This window comes from Telluria sp. ZT3P26, from assembly GCF_059686035.1.
In genome coordinates this window covers 485,416-508,046 of sequence record NZ_JCASII010000001.1, presented here as the reverse complement: position 1 = coordinate 508,046, position 22,631 = coordinate 485,416, and the positions used below count along the sequence as shown (strand labels likewise).

The 22,631-nt window shown below is 62.1% G+C and carries 18 protein-coding genes; 10 read left to right on the top strand and 8 right to left on the bottom strand.

Features of this window, described 5'->3' with window-relative positions:
- Positions 1 to 63 precede the first annotated feature (63 nt).
- Positions 64 to 747, bottom strand: coding sequence for a PEP-CTERM sorting domain-containing protein (locus AC56LN_RS02290; RefSeq protein WP_499569747.1), 684 nt, complete (start codon positions 745 to 747; stop codon positions 64 to 66).
- A 230-nt stretch (positions 748 to 977) separates the two neighbouring features.
- Between AC56LN_RS02290 and AC56LN_RS02285 the strand changes: the two genes are divergently transcribed.
- Entirely contained in the window at positions 978 to 1,874 is an 897-nt protein-coding gene (locus AC56LN_RS02285) for a sulfurtransferase (protein ID WP_499569746.1), read from the top strand.
- On the opposite strand, the gene AC56LN_RS02280 is transcribed toward AC56LN_RS02285, so the two are convergent.
- Together AC56LN_RS02280 and AC56LN_RS02275 are read right to left on the bottom strand one after the other, a co-directional pair.
- A complete protein-coding gene (locus AC56LN_RS02280; RefSeq protein WP_499569745.1) occupies positions 1,875 to 2,465 on the bottom strand; it encodes a DUF4214 domain-containing protein in 591 nt (196 codons plus the stop codon).
- A gap of 78 nt (positions 2,466 to 2,543) precedes the next feature.
- A complete protein-coding gene (locus tag AC56LN_RS02275; RefSeq protein ID WP_499569744.1) occupies positions 2,544 to 3,656 on the bottom strand; it encodes an acyltransferase family protein in 1,113 nt (370 codons plus the stop codon).
- A 236-nt stretch (positions 3,657 to 3,892) separates the two neighbouring features.
- Between AC56LN_RS02275 and AC56LN_RS02270 the strand changes: the two genes are divergently transcribed.
- The 5 genes from AC56LN_RS02270 to AC56LN_RS02250 are packed head-to-tail and all read left to right on the top strand — an operon-like array spanning position 3,893 to position 9,451.
- Positions 3,893 to 5,533, top strand: coding sequence for a hypothetical protein (locus AC56LN_RS02270; protein ID WP_499569743.1), 1,641 nt, complete (start codon positions 3,893 to 3,895; stop codon positions 5,531 to 5,533).
- Entirely contained in the window at positions 5,530 to 6,345 is an 816-nt protein-coding gene (locus AC56LN_RS02265) for a glycosyltransferase family 2 protein (RefSeq protein WP_499569742.1), read from the top strand. Before AC56LN_RS02270 ends, AC56LN_RS02265 begins: the two co-directional genes overlap by 4 nt.
- On the top strand, positions 6,342 to 7,214 hold the full coding sequence (locus AC56LN_RS02260; RefSeq protein ID WP_499569740.1) for a lysylphosphatidylglycerol synthase domain-containing protein: 873 nt from the start codon (positions 6,342 to 6,344) through the stop codon (positions 7,212 to 7,214). The genes AC56LN_RS02265 and AC56LN_RS02260 overlap by 4 nt, the downstream gene beginning before the upstream one ends.
- Position 7,215: 1 nt before the next feature.
- Positions 7,216 to 8,688 (top strand): hypothetical protein, encoded by a 1,473-nt coding sequence (locus AC56LN_RS02255; protein WP_499569738.1) that lies wholly within the window; start codon positions 7,216 to 7,218, stop codon positions 8,686 to 8,688.
- Positions 8,672 to 9,451 (top strand): glycosyltransferase family 2 protein, encoded by a 780-nt coding sequence (locus AC56LN_RS02250; RefSeq protein WP_499569737.1) that lies wholly within the window; start codon positions 8,672 to 8,674, stop codon positions 9,449 to 9,451. The genes AC56LN_RS02255 and AC56LN_RS02250 overlap by 17 nt, the downstream gene beginning before the upstream one ends.
- A gap of 61 nt (positions 9,452 to 9,512) precedes the next feature.
- Here the strand turns inward: AC56LN_RS02250 and AC56LN_RS02245 are convergent, their stop codons facing one another.
- The 5 genes from AC56LN_RS02245 to AC56LN_RS02225 all read right to left on the bottom strand — a co-directional run bounded on the left by AC56LN_RS02245 (position 9,513) and on the right by AC56LN_RS02225 (position 17,956).
- Positions 9,513 to 10,862: a TolC family outer membrane protein gene (locus AC56LN_RS02245; RefSeq protein ID WP_499569736.1), complete on the bottom strand. Its 1,350-nt coding sequence runs from the start codon at positions 10,860 to 10,862 to the stop codon at positions 9,513 to 9,515.
- Between the two features lie 3 nt (positions 10,863 to 10,865).
- Positions 10,866 to 12,218, bottom strand: coding sequence for an HlyD family type I secretion periplasmic adaptor subunit (locus AC56LN_RS02240; protein WP_499569735.1), 1,353 nt, complete (start codon positions 12,216 to 12,218; stop codon positions 10,866 to 10,868).
- Positions 12,219 to 12,221: 3 nt separating this feature from the next.
- The gene (locus AC56LN_RS02235; protein WP_499569734.1) at positions 12,222 to 14,009 is read right to left on the bottom strand and encodes a type I secretion system permease/ATPase; all 1,788 of its coding nucleotides are present in this window, start codon (positions 14,007 to 14,009) and stop codon (positions 12,222 to 12,224) included.
- 232 nt (positions 14,010 to 14,241) lie between these two features.
- Positions 14,242 to 16,200, bottom strand: coding sequence for a DUF4214 domain-containing protein (locus AC56LN_RS02230; protein ID WP_499569733.1), 1,959 nt, complete (start codon positions 16,198 to 16,200; stop codon positions 14,242 to 14,244).
- Positions 16,201 to 16,582: 382 nt separating this feature from the next.
- Positions 16,583 to 17,956: a FecR family protein gene (locus tag AC56LN_RS02225; protein WP_499569731.1), complete on the bottom strand. Its 1,374-nt coding sequence runs from the start codon at positions 17,954 to 17,956 to the stop codon at positions 16,583 to 16,585.
- Between the two features lie 195 nt (positions 17,957 to 18,151).
- On the opposite strand from AC56LN_RS02225, the gene AC56LN_RS02220 reads away from it, so the two are divergent.
- The 4 genes from AC56LN_RS02220 to AC56LN_RS02205 all read left to right on the top strand — a co-directional run bounded on the left by AC56LN_RS02220 (position 18,152) and on the right by AC56LN_RS02205 (position 22,510).
- Positions 18,152 to 20,077, top strand: coding sequence for a CHASE2 domain-containing protein (locus tag AC56LN_RS02220; protein WP_499569730.1), 1,926 nt, complete (start codon positions 18,152 to 18,154; stop codon positions 20,075 to 20,077).
- A complete protein-coding gene (locus tag AC56LN_RS02215; protein WP_499569729.1) occupies positions 20,074 to 21,324 on the top strand; it encodes a tetratricopeptide repeat protein in 1,251 nt (416 codons plus the stop codon). The genes AC56LN_RS02220 and AC56LN_RS02215 overlap by 4 nt, the downstream gene beginning before the upstream one ends.
- Before the next feature lie 136 nt (positions 21,325 to 21,460).
- On the top strand, positions 21,461 to 21,727 hold the full coding sequence (locus tag AC56LN_RS02210; RefSeq protein ID WP_499569728.1) for a VanZ family protein: 267 nt from the start codon (positions 21,461 to 21,463) through the stop codon (positions 21,725 to 21,727).
- Positions 21,728 to 21,760: 33 nt separating this feature from the next.
- Positions 21,761 to 22,510, top strand: a complete 750-nt coding sequence (locus AC56LN_RS02205) for a Crp/Fnr family transcriptional regulator (protein WP_499569727.1) — start codon at positions 21,761 to 21,763, stop codon at positions 22,508 to 22,510.
- The last annotated feature ends 121 nt before the right edge of the window (positions 22,511 to 22,631 follow it).

Sequence of the window (22,631 nt, the reverse complement as noted above, 5' to 3'; positions counted from 1 at the left end):
CAGGAAACGACGTTTTCAAGCTACCACCGGCGAGCAGGCCAAAGCCTGCGCGCGCTTGCGTGATCAGCCGCGCTTGTTGCGACGGGTGAATGCCAGGCCGGCCAGTGCCAGACCCATCAGAGCGATGCTGCCTGGCTCAGGCACTTCAGCCTCGAGGCCGGTGACGTTCAGGCCGTTCACGTTCATGGTCAGGCCCTTGTCCAGACCCAGGGTACGAATACCGATCGTGTCGAACGACGTCAGGTTCGAGTTACCGGTTGCCATCAGGTCGGCGCCGGTCAGCGACGACTTTTCGGTAGCCGTTGGATTGAGCCACATGTCGAAGCGGTTGTAGGTCGTCGAGCCGGCGGCCTTGTACAGGTTGGCGAAGATGTTGTAGGTGGTGCCTGCGATCAGGTTGCTGTTGGCCATGAACGGGCCGCTCACGCCGCCCAGGCGGGCGAACAGGTCGTTGGTGCAGGTGCCGTCACCGCAGTTTGCCTTGAAGCCGACGTTCGGGCCTGAATAGGCTTCGGACAGGTTGTTCGAGTTACCGAACCACAGGGCCAAAAAGTCGTTGTTGTCGACCGTAGCGCCGGTGTAGGTGAAGCTGAAGTCGATCAACACGCTACCGCTCTGGGCTGCCGGCATCACGTTGGTGTAGGCATTGTTGCTGTCCGAGTTGAAGGTCAGCGAAGCAGGAATGGTAGCGGCCGAAGCGGCACCGGCGGTCAGCGAAAGGGCCAGCAGAGCGATATTACGGATCATTGTTGTTTTCCTAGTAGATCAAAGTTTGAACAGTACTGCCCCCTATAAGCAAACTTGATGCCAGCTCATTACCTACCATACAAATCAATGACTTATTTGATATTCATCAATGCTCTGATGCAATGGTGTAAATCTATTCGACAAGCATACGGCCCTTCCCTGATGGTTGGCGCCGCCGACTGACTTATAATGTCGGCCTGTCCCGTTCACGTTTGCTTCTCCTTACCGCCATGTCTTCCGCTCAACAGTACGTCAACATCGCCGCCTACAAATTTGTCACGCTCGACGATCTGGAAACCCTGCGCCCCCAATACCAGGCGCTGTGCAACGAGCTTGCCCTGAAGGGCACCGTGCTGCTCACGCCGGAAGGCATCAATATGTTCTTGTCGGGCACCCGTGAGCACATCGACACGTATCTGGACTGGGTACGCAGCGATGCCCGCCTGGCCGACCTGACGTGGAAGGAAAGCCTGTCGACCGAACAGTCGCACAAGCGCATGCTGGTCAAGATCAAGAAAGAAATCATCACGATGCGCATGCCACTGATCAAGCCCGAGCTGGGCCGCGCGCCTGCGGTCGATCCGGTCACGCTCAAGCGCTGGCTCGACCAGGGGCACGATGACGACGGCGTCGAGGTCGTGATGATGGAAACGCGCAATGCGTTCGAAGTCGACGTCGGCACGTTCGAGAATACGCTCGACTACCGCATCGACAAGTTCACCGAATTTCCCGAAGTCGCGGCGCAACACCGCGATGAGCTGGCCGGCAAGACGGTCGTGACCTTCTGCACCGGCGGAATCCGCTGCGAAAAAGCGGCGATCCACATGAAGGAAATCGGCTACGAGCGCGTGTACCAGCTCGAGGGCGGCATCCTGAAGTATTTTGAAGACGTCGGCGGCGCGCACTACACGGGCGACTGCTTCGTGTTCGACTACCGCACCGCGCTCAATCCGAAGCTCGAGCCGACCGAAACCGTGCAGTGCTTCGCGTGCCGCGCGATCGTCACGCCGCGCCAGCAACTCGCGCCGAGCTATGTGTATGGCGTGTCGTGCCCGCATTGCATCGACAGCGCCGGCGTCAGCCAGGCAGCCGCCGGCCAGAACGCAGCCGGCGAGGCCGCGGCCTGATCAGGCCAGCGGCGCTACCCCGACCAGTTCCACATGGTCGGTCGCGGCGCCTTCGGCGCCCACGATGCGCGCGATCCACGCGTCGACCACGACCGGGTCCACCGCGGCTTGCGCGCTGTCGGCATCCTTGATGGTGGCAAGAAATTCCATGGCCAGTGCAAAGGCCGCATCGCGCCCATAGGCCACCACTTCGTTCGGCGCATCCAGGCGCTGTGTGAAGACCGTGGCGGCCGCCACCTTGCCGTTGAAGGCGACGCCATCGGTGCCGAGCGCCGCCCGTGAAATTTCCCTGACCACGTTATCGATGGAGATGACGCCTCGCTCCATCAGGTCGGCCCAGTAAGCGACGCCGCCCGCCTCGGCCACGCGACCGAACAGGTGGTCGTAGACCTTGCTGACCACGCTGCGGCTGTCCATGTGACTGTAATTGTCGCGGTACTCGCGCGACGCGGCGAAAGACTGCGAGATAACGGCCAGTGACACCACGTTGCTGTTCAGTGTAGTCAGCCAGTAGTCGATCCCGCCCGGATCGGCCGGGCGGCCGAAATAGGCAACGTAGAGTTGCTGGACGTCGCGTGCACTGGCTGCCATGCCCGGTCTCCTCGAGAGGTAATAAAATGATATTACGCCAATCGAGGTAGTGGCGACATGAAATCCACTGCGGCGAAACTAGACCTTGGGCGCCGCCACGGGCTCATGGCGTGGCGCCCCATAATTGCGGCGCAGCCGCAGGAACGGTTCTTCCACGATGTAGTAGCACAGCGTGGCCAGCGCCCAGGTGAGCGCGTAGACAACGGCGACCATGATCCCGGCATCGAGCCAGCCAATGCCCGTGGGCTGCACCAGGCCAACCCGCTGCGCCAGCAGGTGCAGCAATCCCATGTGCAGCAGATAGAACGAGAAACTGATCTTGCCGCCGTGGTTCAGGACGTTCTCGAGCAGCGCCGGCAGGCGATGCCTGAAGGACACCCAGCCAACGATCAACACGGACCAGCCGGCACTCTCGAGCATCGACCAGCCGATCCAGAACTGCGCGCGCGGCGCGTCCAGGAAACTGGCGGTGGTGTGCATCAGCCGGGTGTTCCAGAGCACCACCGCGACGCCGGCCACGACCACCATCCATGCCCGGCGCTGCAGCGCGGCGGCGTGCCGGGCGTGGAACATCGCGGCCATCATCCCGATCAGGAACTGGTCAAAGCGACCGACGAAGGTGCTGAAGTACATCAGGGTGCTGTTGATGTTGACGGTGAACGCTGCCGCCTTGAAGAACAGCAGCAGCACCAGCCAGCCGGCCAGGTAGCGCATGCCGCGCTCCATGGCAAAGCGGGCCAGGAACGGGAACACCAGGTAGAACATGAACTCGAGCGAAATCGTCCACGCCGCGCCCGTGATGACGGTCTGCGAGGTCGGCGCCATGCCCAGGTTGGACGCGAACACATACAGCAGGTCTTGCGGCTGGAACTTGTCGCGCGAAATCGACGTGGCGACCAGGAAAATCAGCAGGTACAGCGGCACGATGCGCAGGACGCGATTGCGCACGAAATCGGCGTACACGATCTGGCGCTGGTGCAGCGCGATCTGCATGAACAGGAACCCGGACAGGCTGAAGAACAGCCCGACCCCGGTATGGCCCTCGATGATCAGCGAGGCCCAGGGATTGACGAGGCCGTGCCCGCCCAGGCCACGGTATTCGAGATGAAAATGGAACAGAAAGACAAGGGCTGCGGCCAGCCAGCGCAACTGGTCGATGCGCGGGTTGTACTGAATATTCAGCGATTGCATGCCATGCCTCTTTATCAAAGACAATATTGTAGCGGTTGTGCTCTTGGGATAGTTTGGTTTTGTAGTCACCCCATCGGGCTGGACTTATAATGTTGCTCTGTGTCTCTTTGCTATCCAACAATGCCTGCCACTGTAACGCAGCATTCTCACAGGTCATCGGCGCGCCTGAATGCGTGAACAGTCTCGACACTAACCGGCATGACGCTTTCAGTCGCGTGCGATAACCTCTACCTCTCATGTCCCGACTTGAAACATGGCTTGCATGGAGCCTGCTAGCCGTAGCCATTTCACTGCTGCATCTGCGCATCGTGCTGCAAAGCGATATCCTTTTCTATGACGAGCTGCTGAATGATTTGATCGTCCATGGCGGTGCGTGGAGCAACTGGAAATTCAGTGCGGCGCCGGGATTTTTTCCCGACCTAGCGCTATATGCCGTGGGATTTTTTGTTTTCCCGGATGCGCCTTCCCGCATTCTGTTCGTCTCAGCCATGCAAGCGGTCGCACTGGCACTGTTGTCCATCGCTTTGGTACGGCGCCTGACCCAGCACGGATTACGCCGCAACGATACGCAGGTCGTGCTGGCCGTCGCATTCGCCACATTGGCGTCGGCGCAGTCGGGCATGTGGCTCTACTTTCAGACGACCAACAACCATTTTGGCGCAGTCCTTTTTGGCCTGCTTGGAACGATGCTGGCACTGCGCCTCGCGCGTCAGTCGTCGTGGCCGCATGCGCTCGCATTGCTGGTCGTAGTCGGCGCGGCGAGCGTGTCATCCAGGCTCTTCGTTCTCACCTTCACCCTGCCCTGCCTGGCCGTGGCCGGAATGGCGCTGTTGCTGACACGACGCTCTGAACGAAGCGACTGGCGCCAGCAGCGCACTGCGACACTGGCGCGTCTGGTCGCCGTCCTCGCGGGCGGCCAGGCATTGGCCATGCTCCTCGAGCATCTGCTGATCCATCACATTCCGGTTGAAGCCAGGCCCCCGCTGTCGGTCGAGTCGATATCGGCCTCGCTGACCTTCTTGACCAAGGCGACGGTCGCCGCCTTTGACCACGACAATGTCGCGACGCTGCTCCTTGCGCTGATGCTGTCGGGGTGCCTGCTATATCTGCTGTATCTGCTGCTGAGCCGAAAAATCCGTCACGATCATGCCGCCGCCGCTCACGCGCCGATCCGGACCAATGCCGTTGAACGCGATATCCAGGCCGTCGGCGCCCTGCTCTGCGTTTCCCTGCCGCTCACCATTGCCGGCGCCGTGCTCTCCGGCGCGATCGTCGACAATGCAGGTTACCGCTATCTGGCATTTCCTCTCGTGCTTGCGGTACTGCTGGCTCTCGTTCATGCCAACCGACGCGCGTGCCGCCCCCGGTGGGCGCACCGGGCGTGGGCAGTTTGCGCCGCGCTCGTTGCTGGCAACGCGGCCTGGCTTGGGTATCAGGCGCCACAGCGTAGCGACCCGTCCACTGCCGTCGCGCAGTGCGTCGCCGCAGCCGGCGCAGAAGGTTTCCCGCTGCAAGCCGGCATTGCCGATTACTGGAATGCGCGTGCAGTGAGCTATCAACTGCCTGACCGCAACCCGATCATCGCCACGCTGCGCGATGTGAGCCCGTTGTTCTGGGTTTCGACGCACGGACCATTGTCAAATCCGGACCGCTATCCTGGATACCATTATAATTTTGCAATATTGCGGCGTCCCGGCGGTGGTGATCAATTCGATTACACCCCGGAGACGATCGGGCGCCTGCTGCCCCAGCCGGCCCATATCCGGAGGTGCCCGGATGGCGTTACCCAACTGTGGCTATATAACGATGCAGGATTGCACACGGTAGTGCAGGCAGCAATCACCACGTTCCTGCAACAAAGAAAACCTACTCCATGAGCTTTTCCGGCACCGACCGAATTCTTGTTTTCATCCCGGCTTACCGCTGCGCGTCCCAGATCACGCGCGTCATCGACCAGTTCGACGCAGAGGTCCAGCGCCGTATCGATACCGTCATGGTGGTCGACAACCGCTCACCTGACGACACGCTTGAAGCGGCGATCTCACAGGCGCGTTCGCGCATCACCGGTTGCCAGTTCATCGGATGGCGCAACGACGATAACTATGGCCTGGGCGGCTCGCACAAAGCCGCTTTCCGCTATGCGATCGAACACGGCTACACCCACCTCGTCGTCCTGCACGGCGACGACCAGGCCGATATCCGCGACCTGCTGCCCCTGCTCGACAGCGGCGCCCATCGCGACCATGATTGCCTGCTTGGCGCCCGTTTCATGCCTGGCAGCCGGCTGGTCGGCTACTCGCTGACGCGCTCCTGGGGCAACCGCGTGTTCAATCTGTTGTTTTCGCTGGGCGTGCGCGGCCGGGTGCGCGACCTCGGCTCGGGATTGAATATGTATCGCCTGAACGCGTTCGAACAGTTCTATTACCTGACCTTCCCGGACGACCTCACGTTCAACTACATGATGTTGTTGAGCAGCTACGATCGCCGCCACCGAATCCGGTATTTCCCGATCAGCTGGCGTGAGGAAGACCAACGTTCGAATGTGCGGATGGTGTCGCAGTCTTTCAGGGTCCTTGGACTGCTGGCGTCGTTCATGATCGACCGTACGCGCTTCCTGGCCCGGGATGTACGCGAACGGGCGCGGGCAGCGTACCCTGGAACAATCGTGCACCGGCACGGCGCCGAATGAGCGCATCCCTGCGCGTCTACCTGTGCCTGCTCGCTTCCCTGACACTGGGCTGGCTGGTGCTGCAGCTGCGCACCGCTGGCGCCGGCTGGCCTGAACCGGATCTGTTACTGGCCGGCGCAATCGCCTTGTACGTGGGATCGCACGGCGTACGCATGCTGCGACTGGGTCTGCTGACACTCGATCAGCGCGACAAGGCGCTTGCGCTGGTTTGTGCGCATGCGCTGACCGTGTTTCCCAGCGCGCTGATCCCGTTCAAGATCGGCGAGATACTACGGCTGGCCGCGTTCCGTCACGTGTTCAGGCAATGGGGCAAGGCGCTCGCGGTCTGGCTGGCCGAGCGTTTCGGCGACGTTCTCGTACTCGCCGCCTGCATCCTGGCGCTGTATCTGCTCGATGTACGCCTGCCGGAATCGATGCGCTGGGTGTTGCTTCTGTTCGTCCTGACCAGCGTGTTCGGCCTGCTCGGCCTGTTCGCGGTGGCCACCACCTTCGTCTACCTGAACCGGCACCTCGTGCTGGCCAGTCATAGCACACGCGGCCTGCGCCTCCTCAGGGCAAGCCACGCCGTGCGCCATCTCGAACTGAACATCCAGCGTTCGGTGGAAGGACGGATGAGCGGCCTGCTGCTGCTGTCGATCCTGACCTGGGCCCTGGAGATTGCCGCTTTTGCGCTGTTCGCCCATCGTTTCGCCGACAATGCGCCCGATGCCGGCGCGATGTTCGCGTCGGGACTGCTGGCGAGCCTGCCGGGTGGCGCGGCCGGTTCAGGCGCCTTCGGCATGATTCAAACATTCGCCCTGGCCGCCCTGACGCTGGCGTTTCTGGCGGCCCTGTTACTGGCACTGCGCCTGCGTATCGAAAGACCCTGACATGCGTCATCCATCCCAGAATATTGTTCTCGTCCTGGACGATCGGGAGAGCACCAGCGATGAAGTACGCAGCCTGGTAGGCCACCGGCGCTACGGCAGCATCATCCTCAAACGCCAGGCGCTAAGCGACCGGTTCAAGGCAGCACTGCCTGCCTGGTGCGCGACGCGCCTGTTCCACCTGCGCAATGCAGACGACCTGCCAGCACTGCGCGCAAGCCTGGAAAGCAGCGGCCATGACACCGTGCTCTGCGTGGTCGCCGGGCGCGCCGGCTTCAGTGATCCGGAACGGCTGCGCCAGCTGTGCGAACGTATTCCGTATGCCGAGGAAGACTTCACCGATCGCCTGTACAAGCCGCTGCTGGTATTCATGCGCGACCCGCATCGCCTGGTGGAACAGTGGGCTGCGTTCTGCGCTGCGCCGCTGCACCAGTGGGGGCAAGCGTGGCAGAGCAGCCAGCGCCTGCAATCGTTGCAGCCCCTCGATCTGGCAAACATCCGCGACTTTTTGACGTTCATGCATGGCGCGACACCGGCACGCCACTTCAATGCGCTGTCGGCCGATGCCCATTATTTCACCAAGAGTTCCGCGGACCGCGACAAGATGCGTGCCGAGTACACCTTCTATCAGCTGGTGCCGGAGTCGATGCAGTCGTGGCTGGTGCAGCCGTTTGATTTCCGCGAAGACCGCAGTGGCGCATCGTATCGCATGCTGCGCTATTACCTCGCGGATGCGGCCTTGCAGTGGGTTCACGGCGCCTTCGACGCGGAAAGCTTCGAAGCATTCATCGAGCGACTGCTGTTTGTCCTGAACGAACGCCCGCGCCGGCCCTGCACGAAGGCTGCATCGGGAGCCGCCGCACGCACGCTGTTCGTGGACAAGCTCGCTGCACGTTGCGCGCAATTCCTGGATTCAGCCGAAGGCAAGCGCATCAACATTCTGGCGGCCAGTGCGTCGCCAGAGCTCGACCTGGAGCGCCAGCTTGCGCGTTTTCGTGGGCTGTACGAACGTCATGCACGCGGTTTCGAGAGCGATTACATGGCAGTGGGACACGGCGATCCGTGTTTCTCGAACATTCTTTATGACCAGCAGCGTTATCTGCTGAAGCTGATCGACCCGAAGGGCGCAACGACCGAGGCCGATTTGTGGACGCACCCGCTGTATGACATATGCAAGGTGTCGCACAGCGTGCTGGGCGACTACGATTTCATCAACAGCGGGCTGTACCGGGTAGGTTTTACGGACAGCAACGATCTGCTGCTGCACTTGGAACACACCAACCATCCCGCGCTCAAGCAGCAGTTCCTGCGCCAGCTGCGCAAACTCGGTATCGATCCCGGAGTAGTACGCCTCGGCGAAGCGTCCCTGTTCCTGTCGATGCTGCCGCTGCACAGCGATCATCCCAACAAGGTCATGGCCTTCATGCTGCGCGCCAGACAGATTCTCGACGAGGTTGAACATGACAAAGCAAGCTGACTCAGGTACCACGATCGTGATCACCATGGCAGGTCGCGGCTCGCGCTTTCGCGAGGTGGGTTATACCGTGCCCAAATACGAGATCGTTGTGCACGGGCACAGCCTGTTTTATTGGTCGATGCTGTCGCTGAAAAACTTCATCGGGCCGAGAACCCGGGTGGTATTTGTCAGCCTGGCGGAGAATGCGTCTGTCCCCTACATCCGCGAACAGTGCGCTACGCTGGGCATCGACGACCTGCGCATTATTGAACTCGAGGCGCTGACCGATGGCCAGGCGACGAGCGCCCTGGCGTCGCGTTCGTTGTGGCTGGACGACGACAGCCCGCTACTGATCTACAACATCGATACCTTCGTGCAGCCATTTGCCTGGACGCCACAGCATATTCGCGACGGATCGGACGGGTGGATACCGTGCTTCCAGGTCGCGGGCGACCATTGGAGCTTCGTCAAGATCAACGGGGATGGCTGGGCGACCGACGTGGCCGAGAAGGAGCGCATTTCCAACTATGCGTCGGTCGGGCTGTACTGGTTTGCGCGCGCTGGCGATTTTGTACGCGCCTATGATGCATTCTTCGCCGAGCCGGCCAACCTGGTGCGTGGCGAACGCTATGTTGCGCCACTGTATCGACAGCTGCTGGCCAACGGCGCGCGGGTCTCGATTGCCGACCTGAATCCCGCTGACGTCCACGCACTCGGCACGCCAGCGGAAGTGACGGCATTCAGGGCGGCGCCCGCGCCGCCAGCCGCCGCTGACAGCCATTGAAACTCTGCGAGCGGTGGCGCTCAGGCGCCATCGATGCCTGACGCACCCCTGGCGCGCCTGGTCACTGGAAAAACGCCGCGATCTCTCGCACCGCTTCCGGCGCCATCGTGCCGGACGCTGCGCGCAGACGCATCAGCCCCACAAGGTAGGAATAGCGCGCCTGGGCCAGATCGCGCCGGGTCGTGACCAATTGAGACTGGGCGTTAAGCAGGTCGAGATTGATGCGGACCCCGCCCTTGATGCTTTGCTCGGTGGCCTTGACCAGTTCCTGGCCAGACTCTGCCGCCTTGGCAAGGGCATCGATCTTGCGGCCACTGCTCTGCACCAGGTCGTAGGCCTTGCGTAATTCGACCATGATCTCGTTGGTACGCGCGTCGAGCTCTGCCTGCGAGCGGCCATAGCTGGCTGCCGCCTGACGCGTCTGGGCGCTGATCGCGCCGCCCGAATAGATCGGAATATTGACCTGGATGCCGAGCGTCCGGTTGGTGGTTTCCTGGCCCAGCACGTTGATCGTCTCGCTCAGATTCTTGCTGTACGACGCAACAAAATCGACGCGTGGCAGGTGCCCCGCCTTGTTACGGCCGATCTCCAGGCGCGTGTTTTCCACGGCCAGCCGCAGGGCCGCCAGCGTATTGTTCTGACGCAGCGCCAGTTTCTGCCAGTCTTCATACGTCGCAACGTCGAGCGTCACCGGACGGAAGTTCGCGCCGATCTGCTTGAGCGTGCCCGGATCCATGCCGATCACACCGGCCAGTGTGTTGCGAACCGAGGTCACATTATCCTGCGCCTCGACCAGGCTGGCTTCGGCCACGTCGAGCCTGGCCTGGGTTTCCAGCATGTCGGTGCGGGTGCCCTCGCCTTTCTCGAACAGGAACTGGTTCACCTTTTGTTGCTCGGCATTCATATCGCGCTGGGCGATCGCCAATGCCAGCTGGTCTTCGGCGAACAGTGCATCCATGTAGGCGCTGACCGCGCGCACCGATACCTCGTCGATGCCAGCCTCATAGGCCTGCTCCGCTTGTGCACTCTGCACCTTGCCCTGCCGATAGCGCTGCACCGCGTCCATATTGAACAGTGGCTGACGCAACTGCACGACCGACGAGCGCCCCAGATATTGCGGGTGATCGAGCTGAAGCCGGCCGTTCTGGGTGTATTGGCGATCCACCCGGTTCTTGTTGACGGTATGGCTGGCCGAAATATTCGGCAGCAACTGGGAGCGACCGAGAATCTGGTTTTCCTTGCCGCTCTCGTTTTCGAAATAGCGCATACGGAAGACCGGGTCGTTCTTGAGAGCGGCCTGGTAGGCTTCTTCAAGTGTGATGGCCGAGGCGCTGCCAGCGGTGCCAAAACCGGTGGTCAGCAACGCAGCAGCGATCAGACCGCGCAGGCGGGCCTTATTGGTCAATGCCATGGCTTATTCCTCGCTCAAAGCCGAATGGGCGCGATCGACGATCGGCTTGAGCAGGTAGCTCATCATCGTGCGCTCGCCGGTCTTGACGAACAATTCCACCGGCATGCCCGAACGGATGTCCATCTTGTGCTCGGCGATCATCTTGGCGCCCTTCGGCGTGACCTTCACGTGCACCTTGTAATAAGGGTTGCCGGTGCGTTCATCCAGGCTGCGGTCAGCAGAAATGTGCGTGACTTCGCCATCGATGTGCGGCGTCTTGTTGGTGTTGAACGCGGAGAAGATCAGCTCCACCGGCAAGCCGGGATGCACCTTGTCGACCAGGTTGGTGGCCAGTTGCCCGTCCACGATCAATGGCGCATTGCTCGGCACGATGTCCATCATCTTGAAACCGGGCTGCACCACGCCGCCATTGGTAAACACGGCCAGCCCCACCACCGTGCCATCGACCGGGGCCTTGACCTCGACATTCGACAGCTCGAAGCGCTGGGCCTGCAGGCGCGCGCCCTGGCCGTCGACCTCTTTCTGGAATTCGGATAGCTGACCGCGCACTTCTTTCTGGTAATCCTGAACCCGTTGCGCACGGCGCATGGTCAGTTCGGTGACCTGGCGCTGCGAACGGCCGATGTTGCCGATGTCTTCCGAGATCGCACCGCCCAGCTGGGCATAGGTCCGTTCCAAGTCGAGCAGGCGGTTGCGCGCAACATAGCCATCCTTGGCCAGATCGCGCATGCCGCCCAGCTGTTCCTTCAGGAATTCCACCTGGGCCTTCTTGCTGTCACGTGATTCCTGCAAGCCGGTGATCTGCAGTTTCAGGCCGGCGATGCCGGCGTCCAGACCGGCCAGCTCGCTCTTGAGCGACGCCTGGCGCGACATCAGGAACTGGTTCTGCACACCGATCAGCTCGGCTACACGCGGCTCGGCGCGGCGCTTTTCGATCTCGGCCGGGAACGTGATCGTGCCCGAGCCATCGCGCTCTGCCGTCAGGCGCGCGATATTGGCCATGGCCGACAGGTATTGGGTGTCGGTAATATCCACTGCCGAACGTGCCTGGATGGGGTTCATCCGCACCAGCACCTGGCCCGCCTTGACGACGTCGCCATCGCGCACCAGCAGTTCCTGCACGGTGCCGCCGCTCTGGTGCTGCACCGCCTGGCGGTTTGACTCGGTGGCCACGGTGCCGGACAACGGCACGCCCTTGTCGAGCGGCGCCAGCAGGGCCCACAACAGGAAGCCGCCGACGCCGGCCAGCACGATCAGCCAGCCGATACGCACGAACGCTTTGGCATCGGTATTCACTTCGAGTGGCGTCGCATCGTGCGAAATGACATCCACTGCATTTTTCTTGATCAGATCCATCGATTATTCTCCCGTCCCGGCGTTGGCCGGCGTACCAGACTGCTGCATCTGGGCTTGTGACTGCGCCTGCGCCTGTGCTTGTGCCTGCTGCGCTGCCTGCAACGCCTTGGTGTTGACTTCCTGCAGTGCCGTCAGTACCTGCTGCGTCGGACCGAACATCTGCACCGAGCCGTCGCGCATCAGCAGCAACTTGGTCGTCACACTGATGATGCTGGTACGGTGGGTAATCAGGATGATGGTTTTGCCGCGCTGGCGCAGATCGTTGACCGCCACCACCAGCGCCTGCTCACCCGCATCGTCGAGGTTCGAATTCGGCTCATCCAGCACGATCAGGGCCGGGTCGCCATACATGGCGCGCGCCAGGCCGAGACGCTGCTTCTGGCCGCCCGACAGGCCACCGCCGCCGTCACCCAGCTGGGTGTCGTAGCCTTCCGGGAAATGCAGGATCATGTCGTGCACGCCGGCGCGCTTGGCAGCCTCGACCACTTTTTCGGGATCGACTTCGCCAAACCGGGCAATGTTTTCGCTGACGGTCCCGCCAAAGAGCTCGATATCCTGCGGCAGATAGCCCATGTGCGGGCCGAGTTCAGCCTTGTTCCAGCTGTAGATGTCGGCGCCATCGAGGCGCACCTTGCCCATCATCGCCGGCCAGACGCCCACCAGCAGGCGCGCCAGCGTCGACTTGCCCGACCCGCTGGGGCCGATCACGCCAAGCACATCGCCCGGCAGGATGCCGAACGAGACATTCTTGACGATCGGGTTGCGCATGCCGGGCGGCGATGCAGTCACGCCTTCGAGGGTCAGCATGCCTGTCGGCTTCGGCAAGGCCATGCCAGCTTCGCGCTTTGGATTGGTTTCAAGTAACTTGGTCAGGCGCTCATGTGCGCTGCGCGTGGTGGCCCAGCTCTTCCAGACACCAATCACCTGCTGCACCGGCTGCAGGGTGCGGCCAAGCAGGATCGACGCGGCAATCATCATGCCCGGCGTAATCTTGTGTTCGAGCACGAGCAGCGCGCCCAGGCCCAGCACCAGCGACTGCATCGACGTCTGCACGAACTTGGTGGCGGCGCCGACACTGCCTGCCTTCTGGCTGGCATCGGCCTGCAGATTCAGGAACTTGCCATGCAACTTGAACCAGCGGCTCATCAGGTTGGGCAGCATGCCCATCGATTCGATGACTTCGGCGTTGCGCAGGTTGTTGGTGGCCAGCGTGCTGGCCGAAATAGCCATCGTATTGGCTTCGCCCAGCGGCTTCTTGGTGATGCGCTCGTTCACCACGGCCAGGATCACCAGAATGATCGTGCCGAACAGTGCGAACAGGCCCAGCATCGGATCGAACATGAAAATCACGGCCAGGTAGATCGGGAACCATGGCGCGTCAAAAAACGCGAACAACGCATTTCCGGTGAGGAACTGGCGCAGTGTCGTCAAATCGTTCAGCGCCTGGCCCGCATTCGCGCCCGACTGCTTGAGGTTCTGCTCGAACGACGCGGTGTAGACACGCTTGTTCATCATCATGTCGAAGCGGGCGCCGACGCGCACCAGGATGAACGAGCGGATCACGTCGAGGCCCCCCATGAACAGGTAGGCGCCCAGCATGATCAGGGTCAGCATCAGGAGCGTGATTTCGTTACGGCTTGCCAGGACGCGGTCATAGACTTGCAGCATGTACAGCGATGGCACCAGCATGAGCAGGTTGATGATCGCGCTGAACACCCCCACGGTGATGAAGGTGCCTTTGAACAGCCGCAGGGCACGGCCAATTTCGGTTTTTTCGTCGAGGAGTTTCATGGATGGATGCGTGCGACCTTCGTCAGTAAATAAGACTTCCAGCAGGAAATTACAGTGATCCGTATTATGTACCAGATTCTCGGAAATTTGTGATGCGCGTCACAAATTGTTGTTATTGAAGAAATCAAATGTGGCAGACTTGCCTCAAGTAAAAAAGCCCCGCTTCCTTGCGGAAGCGGGGCTTTTGCGTCAGGCCAGCCCGGTTGCCGGGGCTGGAACTGAAACTGTCTATTTAGACGGTGGTGATGATGCCGTTGTTCAGCTGAACGTCGGTTGCATCGACGCCAACCAGGGTGATGGTGACGACTTCTGGGGTCGTAGCAACCGACGAACCGAAGACCGACTTCTCCAGGACGATGTGCGCGCCATCGGTGCCGTTGAAGATGAACGCTTCCAGCACGCCGTTGTTGCCGCCGGTGATTGCGCCGGTGGTAGCGTTCATGGTTGCGGTGGTGTTCAGGGTGTAGCCGGTGCCGATGAACAGCGCATCGTTGCCCACCAGGCCGAACAGGTTGATCGAAGCATTGACCTTGCCAGCGACATAGATATCCGAAGCAGCAGTTGCGATCAGGCCGGCGGTAGCGTCTTGTGGAGCGACCAGACCTGCGTCAACGAATGCCTTCTTGGCTGCGTCGATCGAAGCATCGAAGCCTGCCAGTTGAGCTTGTGCACCTTCAGCCTTGGTCAGGGCAGTGGTTGCCTTGGTCAGTGCTTCGATAGCCTTGTTGGCATTGCTGGCAGCCGTGGTTGCCGTGCCCAGCGCGTCAACGCGGGCGTTCTGGCCGATTACGGCATTGTAGTCAGCGATTTTGGTGTCGAATGCAGTTTTAGCAGCCGTATCCGTACCTGCGTCCAGAATGGCTTTCTGGGTAGCGATCTGTGCCTGGGTTGGCAGCGCACCAGCAGCAACGGTGCCAGCTGGCAGCAGTGCCTTGATGGCTTCCAGTGCGTTGACTTCAGCCGTGCCCATGTCCAGGTAGTTGACGCTGGCTTGTGCCGAGCTCACAGCCTTGACCGAGTTGGCGACGCTGACGTCAGCAGCCAGCTTGGCGTTGATCGAAGCGATCAGCGCGGTCACGCCTGGGTTGGTGGCTTCGGTGACGTTGGTGCCTGCAACGACAGCGGTTTTTGCGGTGTTTTGCACGATAACGGTGCCCACGACGCCGGTGACCGGATCGATGGTGATGGCAGTACCGCCGTTCAGAACTTCGTACGAACCTTCTTTCGCAGCGACGTCGGCAGCTGCAGTCAGCAGAACCTTGTCAGCAGCGGTCTTGGCCGTGGTAGCAGCGGTCAGGCTGGCGACAGCAGCGCTCAGACCAGCGACTTTAGCGATTTCAGCGTTAGCCGAAGTGATGCTGTTCTGTGCGGTAGTCAGTGCGGTGTTGTTGGCAGCGACTTTGTCTGCGACCAGAGCAGCGCGGACGTTGGCCGTGGCAGCGGTGTCGAAACCAGCAACATTGCCTTTGGTCGAATCTGCCACGTCAGCGATTGCGGTGGTGACGTCGCCAGTCTTGACTTTGGCTTCGGTACCAGCAGCCACGACGCCATCGGTCTTGCCATCGGCAGCGTCCAGGAAGGCGGTCTTAGCCGACGTTGCGGTTTGCAGGTTAGCCAGGCCAGCGGTCAGGGTGAACGGGGTACCGGCAGCGACGACGCCCGACACGGTGGTGTTCAGGTTTGCTGGGGTGATTGCGGTCGTCAGCGTAGCATCGGTGGTGATGCTGGTGATGAAGGCTTTGGCCAGGTTCAGGGCAGCGGTGCCAGTGTAGCCAGCTTGCTCAGCAGGCAGGTCCAGGGCGGTGGTGAAAGCAGTTGCGCCAGCAACTTTGTTTTCGACGATTTCTTTGTCGGTGGTTTGCGCGCCGTTGGCGACGTCAGCGACGATGGTGTTGACCTTGATCGAGCCGGCGTTCAGCAGGCCAACCCAGTAGTCACGACCAGCGGTGTCGGCAGCGCGGCCGAACAGGTTCATGTAGATCTTGTCGACGATCTGGGTGTTGCTCATGCCAGCGAAGGCAGCGGTGTACTCGGTCGACAGAGCGAAGTTTGCCGACACTTCGGTCGTGGAGCCCTTGCTGTTTGCAACGACGTTGGTCCAGAAGTCCAGGCCAGCGACATCAGCAGGACGGCCGAAGTAAGCGACGTACAGTTGTTGAACTGCTGCGACGTGGGTGGTGACGATTGCCATGTGTAACTCCAATTAGAAAGATCGATCAATCAAATGTTGATTCAAGCATTGCAAGAGTGGGTGCACCCTTGAAGACCAACGGATCGCATCATGACAGAATCGGGCACGCTCGATGTGTGATGGGCGTCACATTTTGAACAAACTAACGGGAAAAATCGACGCAAAATCGATAAATCGCCGCGCAAATCGATCCCTTGCAAACATTCTTAACAACTATCTTGAAAAGCGATAAAGAAAACACCACATCTTCGGCGCAGTTTTGCGGTTACATTCAGAAACAAAATCGAACGCCATTTAACCGGCGTGCATAATCCGCATTCAGCACGGATATAAAAAAACCCCGGCGAACCGGGGTTTTCAATTAGTCATTATTAAATAAGCATCAGCGCCAAGTAGCAGCACCGTTGACAGTGCGCTGGCCATCCAGCCGTCCATCGAAAATCGTCGCTGCACCCGATGAGGGACCACGCTCATTGCTCAGTACGCCCTGCAGATTGAGATAGCCCTGGCGCCCGCCTGCCGCGCCGCTCAGGCGCCCGTCGGCAGACACCACGCCATCACCACGCATATTGACGACATCGGATGCAGTAATGACATCCATGCTGGTGGCAAAGCTGCGTTTGCCGAAATCGATATTCATTGTGCCATTAGACAATTGCGCCGGTGCAGTAGTGGTATAACCGCCACCGTACTCCGTCAGCACATAGGCTTCGCTATTACGCAGCGTGAATCCGACGGCGCCGTTATTCGGCGTGACATATTCGGCGCCCGGAGTGCGGAACAGCGCAAAGTAACCGTTGAGTGCGATTCGCTCGCTCGATGCACGGTAACCCGCATAATCGAACGGCGACGACAGCCCGTTGACTGCCTGCCAGCGGCCCCAGACCACACGCTGCTCCGGCAACGCCGGCGGCACGATCACCGGCGGCACGACCACGGGCACCTCAACCACTGGCGGACCGACCACCACCGGCGGGATCAGCGGTGGCGTCGTTTCATCGACCGGCCGCGGTGGTGGCAGGTTCTTGCTGATGGCCACCGTCAGGCCGACGTTCTTCGCGGCCTCGACCGTGATTTTGGAGTCGCCCGCCCCGCTGCTTTTCGCAACCGGCTCGTCCGAACGCGGCGGCGACACCTGATCGGGCGCGCCTGCGCCACCCTCGATCACCTGTGGCGCGGCCTGGCCACGCTTGACCTGCAGCAATTGACCGCGCTGGGCAGCGCTCAGTTCGCGGCTGGCCGCGCCTTCGCATGGCCCGCCGCCATCGGGCCGGCAAGCACCGGCGAAACCGCTGACCACGACACCGCCCGAGAATACCGACACGCGCGACGTGTCGTTGTCGGTCACCACCGTGAAGTCGGTGCCGCGCACGCCGATTGCTGCAACCGGCGTGTTGAACCGGAAGTTCTGGCGCGCGTGCTTGACCGCGTCGCCTGACCGGCTGCGCGCCGTGCCGCTGAGCAGCTCGAACTTGACCCGGGTATTGGCCGGATTCTGCTGGTCGATATGGTAGGCAACGATGCGCGCGCGCGTCTGCGGACGCAGGATGAACAGGCCGTTGTCGGCGGTCTTGACATACAGGTAGCCGTCGGCGCCGGTGCTGAGCATCTGCCCCTCTTCCACCGCGGCGCCCTGGACAGCGGCGCGCTCGCCCGCCTGGGCGACGCCGGCGACGAAGATGATCTTGCCTGCCTCTGCTGCCTGGACCGAATACGATGCGCAGGCGAGCGTTGCGCTGATCAATAGTTTGTGCAAGTTAAACCCCTTTTCCGCCACTGTAGCCTGCCGTCCAGCAACCCAACAGTGACGACCGTCACATTCTATCCCAAAGGCGCTGCCCGAATATCGCCATAACTGTGTTGCATATTTCCAAAAAAACAATGCAATCAAGAAACTCAAACGATATACTTGTGGTCTTCTTCATGTCGGTACACCTGGAACGAGCAGCGCGTGGCGCAACCTGAAACCCAAGCACGACCCCGTGGTCGCTGGATCATCGCCTCGCTGGCCTTCGCGGTGGCCGTCTGGTCGCAATATGCGGCCATGGCGCCGTTGTCTTTTGGCGACACCAGGTGGATGCGGGTCGTTCTCAACCAGGTGTCGTTCCTGCCCAACGAATGGCTGCGCGACAGTTTCCTGCGCCTGCAGGTCAGCCAGAAACCCGACCCGCGCATCCTGGTCGTCGATATCGACGAGGCCGCACTGAGTGAACTGGGGCCCTGGCCCTGGCCACGCGAGCGGCTGGCCGACCTGGTGGAGATCCTGCTCACCCGTTATTCGGCGCGTGGGGTGGCGCTCGACATCCTGCTGCCCTCGCCCACCGGCGCTGCGGGCGACGCGCGCTTGGCCATGCTGGCGGCCCATGGCCCGCTGGTGCCGGCCCAGGCCTTCGACTTCGACTTCGCCGGCAACCGCCCGCAACCGGTACGCGACGGCGAACTTGGCGGCGCCAGCGATGTCTACCAGGATGGCGTGCCTGCCACCGGTTACCTCGGCAATTACGCGGCACTGGCGGCAGCTCCCCATATCGGCGCGATCGGCTTCATTCCCGATCCCGATGGCGCCCTGCGCCGCATTCCACTGGTTACCCGGTTCGGCGGCCAGCATTACCCCACGCTGGCGCTGGCACTGCTCAATTGCTGCAGCGGCCAGCCGCCGCTGGCCGTCGCCGATACCGGCCTGATGCGAATTCCCTATCGCCGCGACTGGAGCGCCTACACCGTGGTCAGCGCCGCCGACATCCTGGGCCAGCGCATTACGCCCGTCAGCGCCAGCAACCGGCTGGTACTGGTCGGCTCATCGTCGCTCGGCATGGGCGACCGGGTTTCCACGCCGCTGGCGGCCAACCGGCCGGGCCTGGGCGTGCAGGCCACGATCCTGTCGGCGCTGCTCGACCGGCAGGCCAACCTCCAGCCTGCCCCCTGGCCCGGCCAATTGATCGCCTGCCTGTTCGCGCTGGTCTCGACGCTCATGTGCACGCTCGCCTTTCCGCGCCTGTCGGCCGCTGCCGGCGTGGCCTTGCTGGGCATGAGTTCGGTGCTGTGGCTGACCCTGGCCTACCTGCTGGCACCGCACGATCCCGATTTTGCACCAGCTGGCCCACTCGCTGCCAACCTGTTCCTGCTGACCGTGGCCGTGCCGTATCAGTGGCACCAGGCCCAGCGCCGCTCGCGTCACCTGCTGCAGACGCTGCGCCAGTATGTCGCGCCGGCCGTGGTCGAACAATTGCTGCGCAGCGAAGAAACCGATCCGCTGCGGCCGCGCCGCTGTGACGTCACCACGCTGGTGGCCGACATGGAGGGCTACACGACGCAGGTCGAGACCCTGCCCGTCGAAGAGGCGGCGAAGCTCACGCGCGACTTCCTCGATTGCCTGACCGGCGAAGTCATCGCCCACCAGGGCACGCTGGATAAATACACCGGCGATGGCATGATGGCCTTCTGGGGCGCGCCCCTGCCGCTGGCGCAGCACGCCGACCTGGCCCTCGATGCGGCGCGCGGGATGACCCGGCGCGTGGCCGCGCTGAGCGCCGAGCGTGTCCGCCAGGGCCATCTGCCGCTGCGCGTACGGATCGGCGTCGAAAGCGGCACCGCGATGGCGGGCGACTTCGGCACGTCATTTCGCAGCATCTATACGGCGGTCGGCGACAGCGTCAATACCGCAGCGCGCCTCGAGCAAGTGGCGCGCGACTTTTCACATGACATCATCATCGGGCCAGGCACGATCGACCGTAGCCAGCGCCACCGCTTCATTGCCCTGGGCGAACGCCTGCTGCGTGGCAAGGAGCGGGCAACCCCATTGTTTACACTCGATATGAACGAATCGGACACCGGCATGACGCCGGTTGGCGACAATGCCGCGCGGGGCAACGCATGAGCGCTGCACGCACGTTTGCCATGCTGCCCCTGCTCCTGCTGCTGGCGCCTGGCCGGGCGCTGGCCCAGACGGATGCGCCGGCGCCCGCCAGCACGCCACAGGAGCAGCTCTACCAGCAAGCCCTGCAATCGCTGAACGAGGGCCGCAAGAACGATGCCTCGAAGCAGATGTCGCGCCTGGTCGAGCTCGTACCGCAGCACGCCGGCGCCTGGCTCGACCTGGCGCTGATCCAGTGCAGCCTGGGCCAGGCCGACGAGGCCGAACGCCTGTTCGCCAATGTCGAGACGCGCTTCGATCCCGCGCGCGAAATCCTCGAACTCATCGCCGAGGCGCGCGACACCGGCTGCGCCGCCTGGACCCCGGTCAGCTCGGGCGCGGTCAGCCTCACGCGCGGCATCGACGACAACGTCAACCAGGGCGCCAGCAATTCTTCCTTCATTGTCGAGGGGCCCGATGGCTCGGTCGAACTGCCCCTGCTGGCCGACTTCCTGCCCAAGCGCGACCAGTACACGCAAGTGAGCGCCGACTACGTGCGCGATATCACTGCCAACGGCACGCTGGGATTTGTCCAGGTCCAGGGCCGGCGCTACGACGGCCTGCACGCCTACGACACGGCTTCGCTGTACGCCGGCATCGAATCGCCCTGGCGCTTCGGGCAGTGGCTGGTACGCACCACCGGCTCGCTGGGCCTGTCGGGCATGGGCTCCCACCTGTACCAGCGCCAGGCCCAGGCGCAGCTGCGGGTGACGCCGCCGCTGCCGCTGCCGCCACGCACCCAGCTGCACCTGATCGGTGCGGCCACCTACACCGACTACGCCACGCTGCCGACCTTCAACTCGGACATGGTCGAATTACGCGCCCTGCTCAGCCACCAGACGGGCTCGTTCAGCACCAACGCCACCTTTGCCCTGCTCAACGACCGCGCACGCGCCGACCGGCCGGGCGGGAATCGCCATGGCCATTACCTGAGCCTGAACCTGCGCAAGCCACTTGGCTGGGATACCGTTGGCGAACTTGCCTACACGCGCCAGCGCTGGGACAGCGCCAACGCGTACTCACCCGAGCTGCTGATCGACCAGGTGCGGGCCCAGCGCACCGAGGTCCTGCGCGCTTCGCTCAGCTACAAGATCGGCCCGCGCCAGAACCTCGTGCTCGAGGCACGCGCCGTGCGCAACCGCGAAAATATTTCCATCTTCCAATACAATAACCGGCAGGTGCAGCTCAGCTGGCAGTGGCTGTATCCCTAGGGAGCGCCGAATTTTTCCGGCTTCCAGGGGGTAGACGTTACAATCGCCCTTTCTGAATTCACAGGTTGTCGGCAGGATGGGGCTCGAAGGTATTTTGTTTGTCTGCGCCGCCACGGGCGTGTGCATCGGTTGTCTGGTGCCAAACCGTTGGCTGCCGCCACTACCTAACGACAAGTTCCTGCATTTTTCGGCGTATGCCTTGCTGACCGTGCTGGCACTGCGCCTGGCCGACGGCGTCGTGGAAAGCGTATGCTGGCTGGTGGCCCTGCTGATCAGCGGCTGGCTGATCGAATGCCTGCAAGCACTGGTGCCGGACCGTCGCTTTTGCTGGCGCGACATGGCGGCCAACGCCGCCGGTATCGCCGCCGCGGCGCTGGTCGTGGCGATCACCGTCCGGTACTGATCCGGCCATGCCTTTTACGAGATGACACGATCGATGAGCTCCACTGCCAAACCCGTGCCAGGCCCCGACGACGCACCCGATGCGGCGCCGGTCCTGCACGAGCAGAAGCTGCAGGTTCACCTGCGCAAAATTCCCCTGTTTGCCGATCTCACCGAGGACGAACTGGCCCAGGTGAAGTCCGAACTGCGCTATCGCCACTTCCCCAAGCGCACCGTGGTGCTGCACAAGGGCGGCAGCGCAGACGCCCTGCTGTTCCTGCTCTCCGGCCAGTTGCAGGTGATCGATGTCACCGAGGACGGCCGCGCCATCGGGCTGCGCATGCTGGCGGCGGGCGACTTCTTCGGCGAAATCGCGCTGATCAATGGCTCGACCCGTTCGGCCTCAGTGGTGGCCACGTCGGAGGTGCTGGTCGCGTTCTTGCCGGCCTCTACCGCGCTGCACCTGTTTTCGCACTCGCCCTCGGTGGCGCGCAAGATGCTCGGCCACCTGGCGCAGAAAATCCAGCGCGACTCCGAATTCCGCGCCCTGCTCAGTATTAACAACACGTCGCGCCGGATCTTCACCTACATCGCCCTGATGCCCCAGATCGAGGGCAAGGACGGCCAGCGCATCGTGGAGAACCTGCCGACCCACCAGGACATCGCCAACATGATCAATACCAGCCGCGAGACCGTTACCCGGGCGCTGCTGACACTGGTCCAGCAGGGCGTGGTGCAAAAAGACACCAACCGGCTGGTGATCCTCGATCCTGCTGCATTACTGCGTCTGTCACAGGGGCTGTGAGCGCTGCCGCCCCTGCGGCGGCAGCCCTTCTGGCGTGTCCGCACGGGTGACACGTCGTTACAATTGAACAATATGTGTGCGGGACCGTGGAGTATAATTCCGCTGTTAACGATTCTGCACG

What these genes read in the sequence shown, in the direction of transcription:
- AC56LN_RS02290 (WP_499569747.1), bottom strand. Translation starts at nt 747, where the DNA reads ATGATCCGTAATATCGCTCTGCTGGCCCTTTCGCTGACCGCCGGTGCC.
- AC56LN_RS02285 (WP_499569746.1), top strand. Translation starts at nt 978, where the DNA reads ATGTCTTCCGCTCAACAGTACGTCAACATCGCCGCCTACAAATTTGTC.
- AC56LN_RS02280 (WP_499569745.1), bottom strand. Translation starts at nt 2,465, where the DNA reads ATGGCAGCCAGTGCACGCGACGTCCAGCAACTCTACGTTGCCTATTTC.
- AC56LN_RS02275 (WP_499569744.1), bottom strand. Translation starts at nt 3,656, where the DNA reads ATGCAATCGCTGAATATTCAGTACAACCCGCGCATCGACCAGTTGCGC.
- AC56LN_RS02270 (WP_499569743.1), top strand. Translation starts at nt 3,893, where the DNA reads ATGTCCCGACTTGAAACATGGCTTGCATGGAGCCTGCTAGCCGTAGCC.
- AC56LN_RS02265 (WP_499569742.1), top strand. Translation starts at nt 5,530, where the DNA reads ATGAGCTTTTCCGGCACCGACCGAATTCTTGTTTTCATCCCGGCTTAC.
- AC56LN_RS02260 (WP_499569740.1), top strand. Translation starts at nt 6,342, where the DNA reads ATGAGCGCATCCCTGCGCGTCTACCTGTGCCTGCTCGCTTCCCTGACA.
- AC56LN_RS02255 (WP_499569738.1), top strand. Translation starts at nt 7,216, where the DNA reads ATGCGTCATCCATCCCAGAATATTGTTCTCGTCCTGGACGATCGGGAG.
- AC56LN_RS02250 (WP_499569737.1), top strand. Translation starts at nt 8,672, where the DNA reads ATGACAAAGCAAGCTGACTCAGGTACCACGATCGTGATCACCATGGCA.
- AC56LN_RS02245 (WP_499569736.1), bottom strand. Translation starts at nt 10,862, where the DNA reads ATGGCATTGACCAATAAGGCCCGCCTGCGCGGTCTGATCGCTGCTGCG.
- AC56LN_RS02240 (WP_499569735.1), bottom strand. Translation starts at nt 12,218, where the DNA reads ATGGATCTGATCAAGAAAAATGCAGTGGATGTCATTTCGCACGATGCG.
- AC56LN_RS02235 (WP_499569734.1), bottom strand. Translation starts at nt 14,009, where the DNA reads ATGAAACTCCTCGACGAAAAAACCGAAATTGGCCGTGCCCTGCGGCTG.
- AC56LN_RS02230 (WP_499569733.1), bottom strand. Translation starts at nt 16,200, where the DNA reads ATGGCAATCGTCACCACCCACGTCGCAGCAGTTCAACAACTGTACGTC.
- AC56LN_RS02215 (WP_499569729.1), top strand. Translation starts at nt 20,074, where the DNA reads ATGAGCGCTGCACGCACGTTTGCCATGCTGCCCCTGCTCCTGCTGCTG.
- AC56LN_RS02205 (WP_499569727.1), top strand. Translation starts at nt 21,761, where the DNA reads ATGAGCTCCACTGCCAAACCCGTGCCAGGCCCCGACGACGCACCCGAT.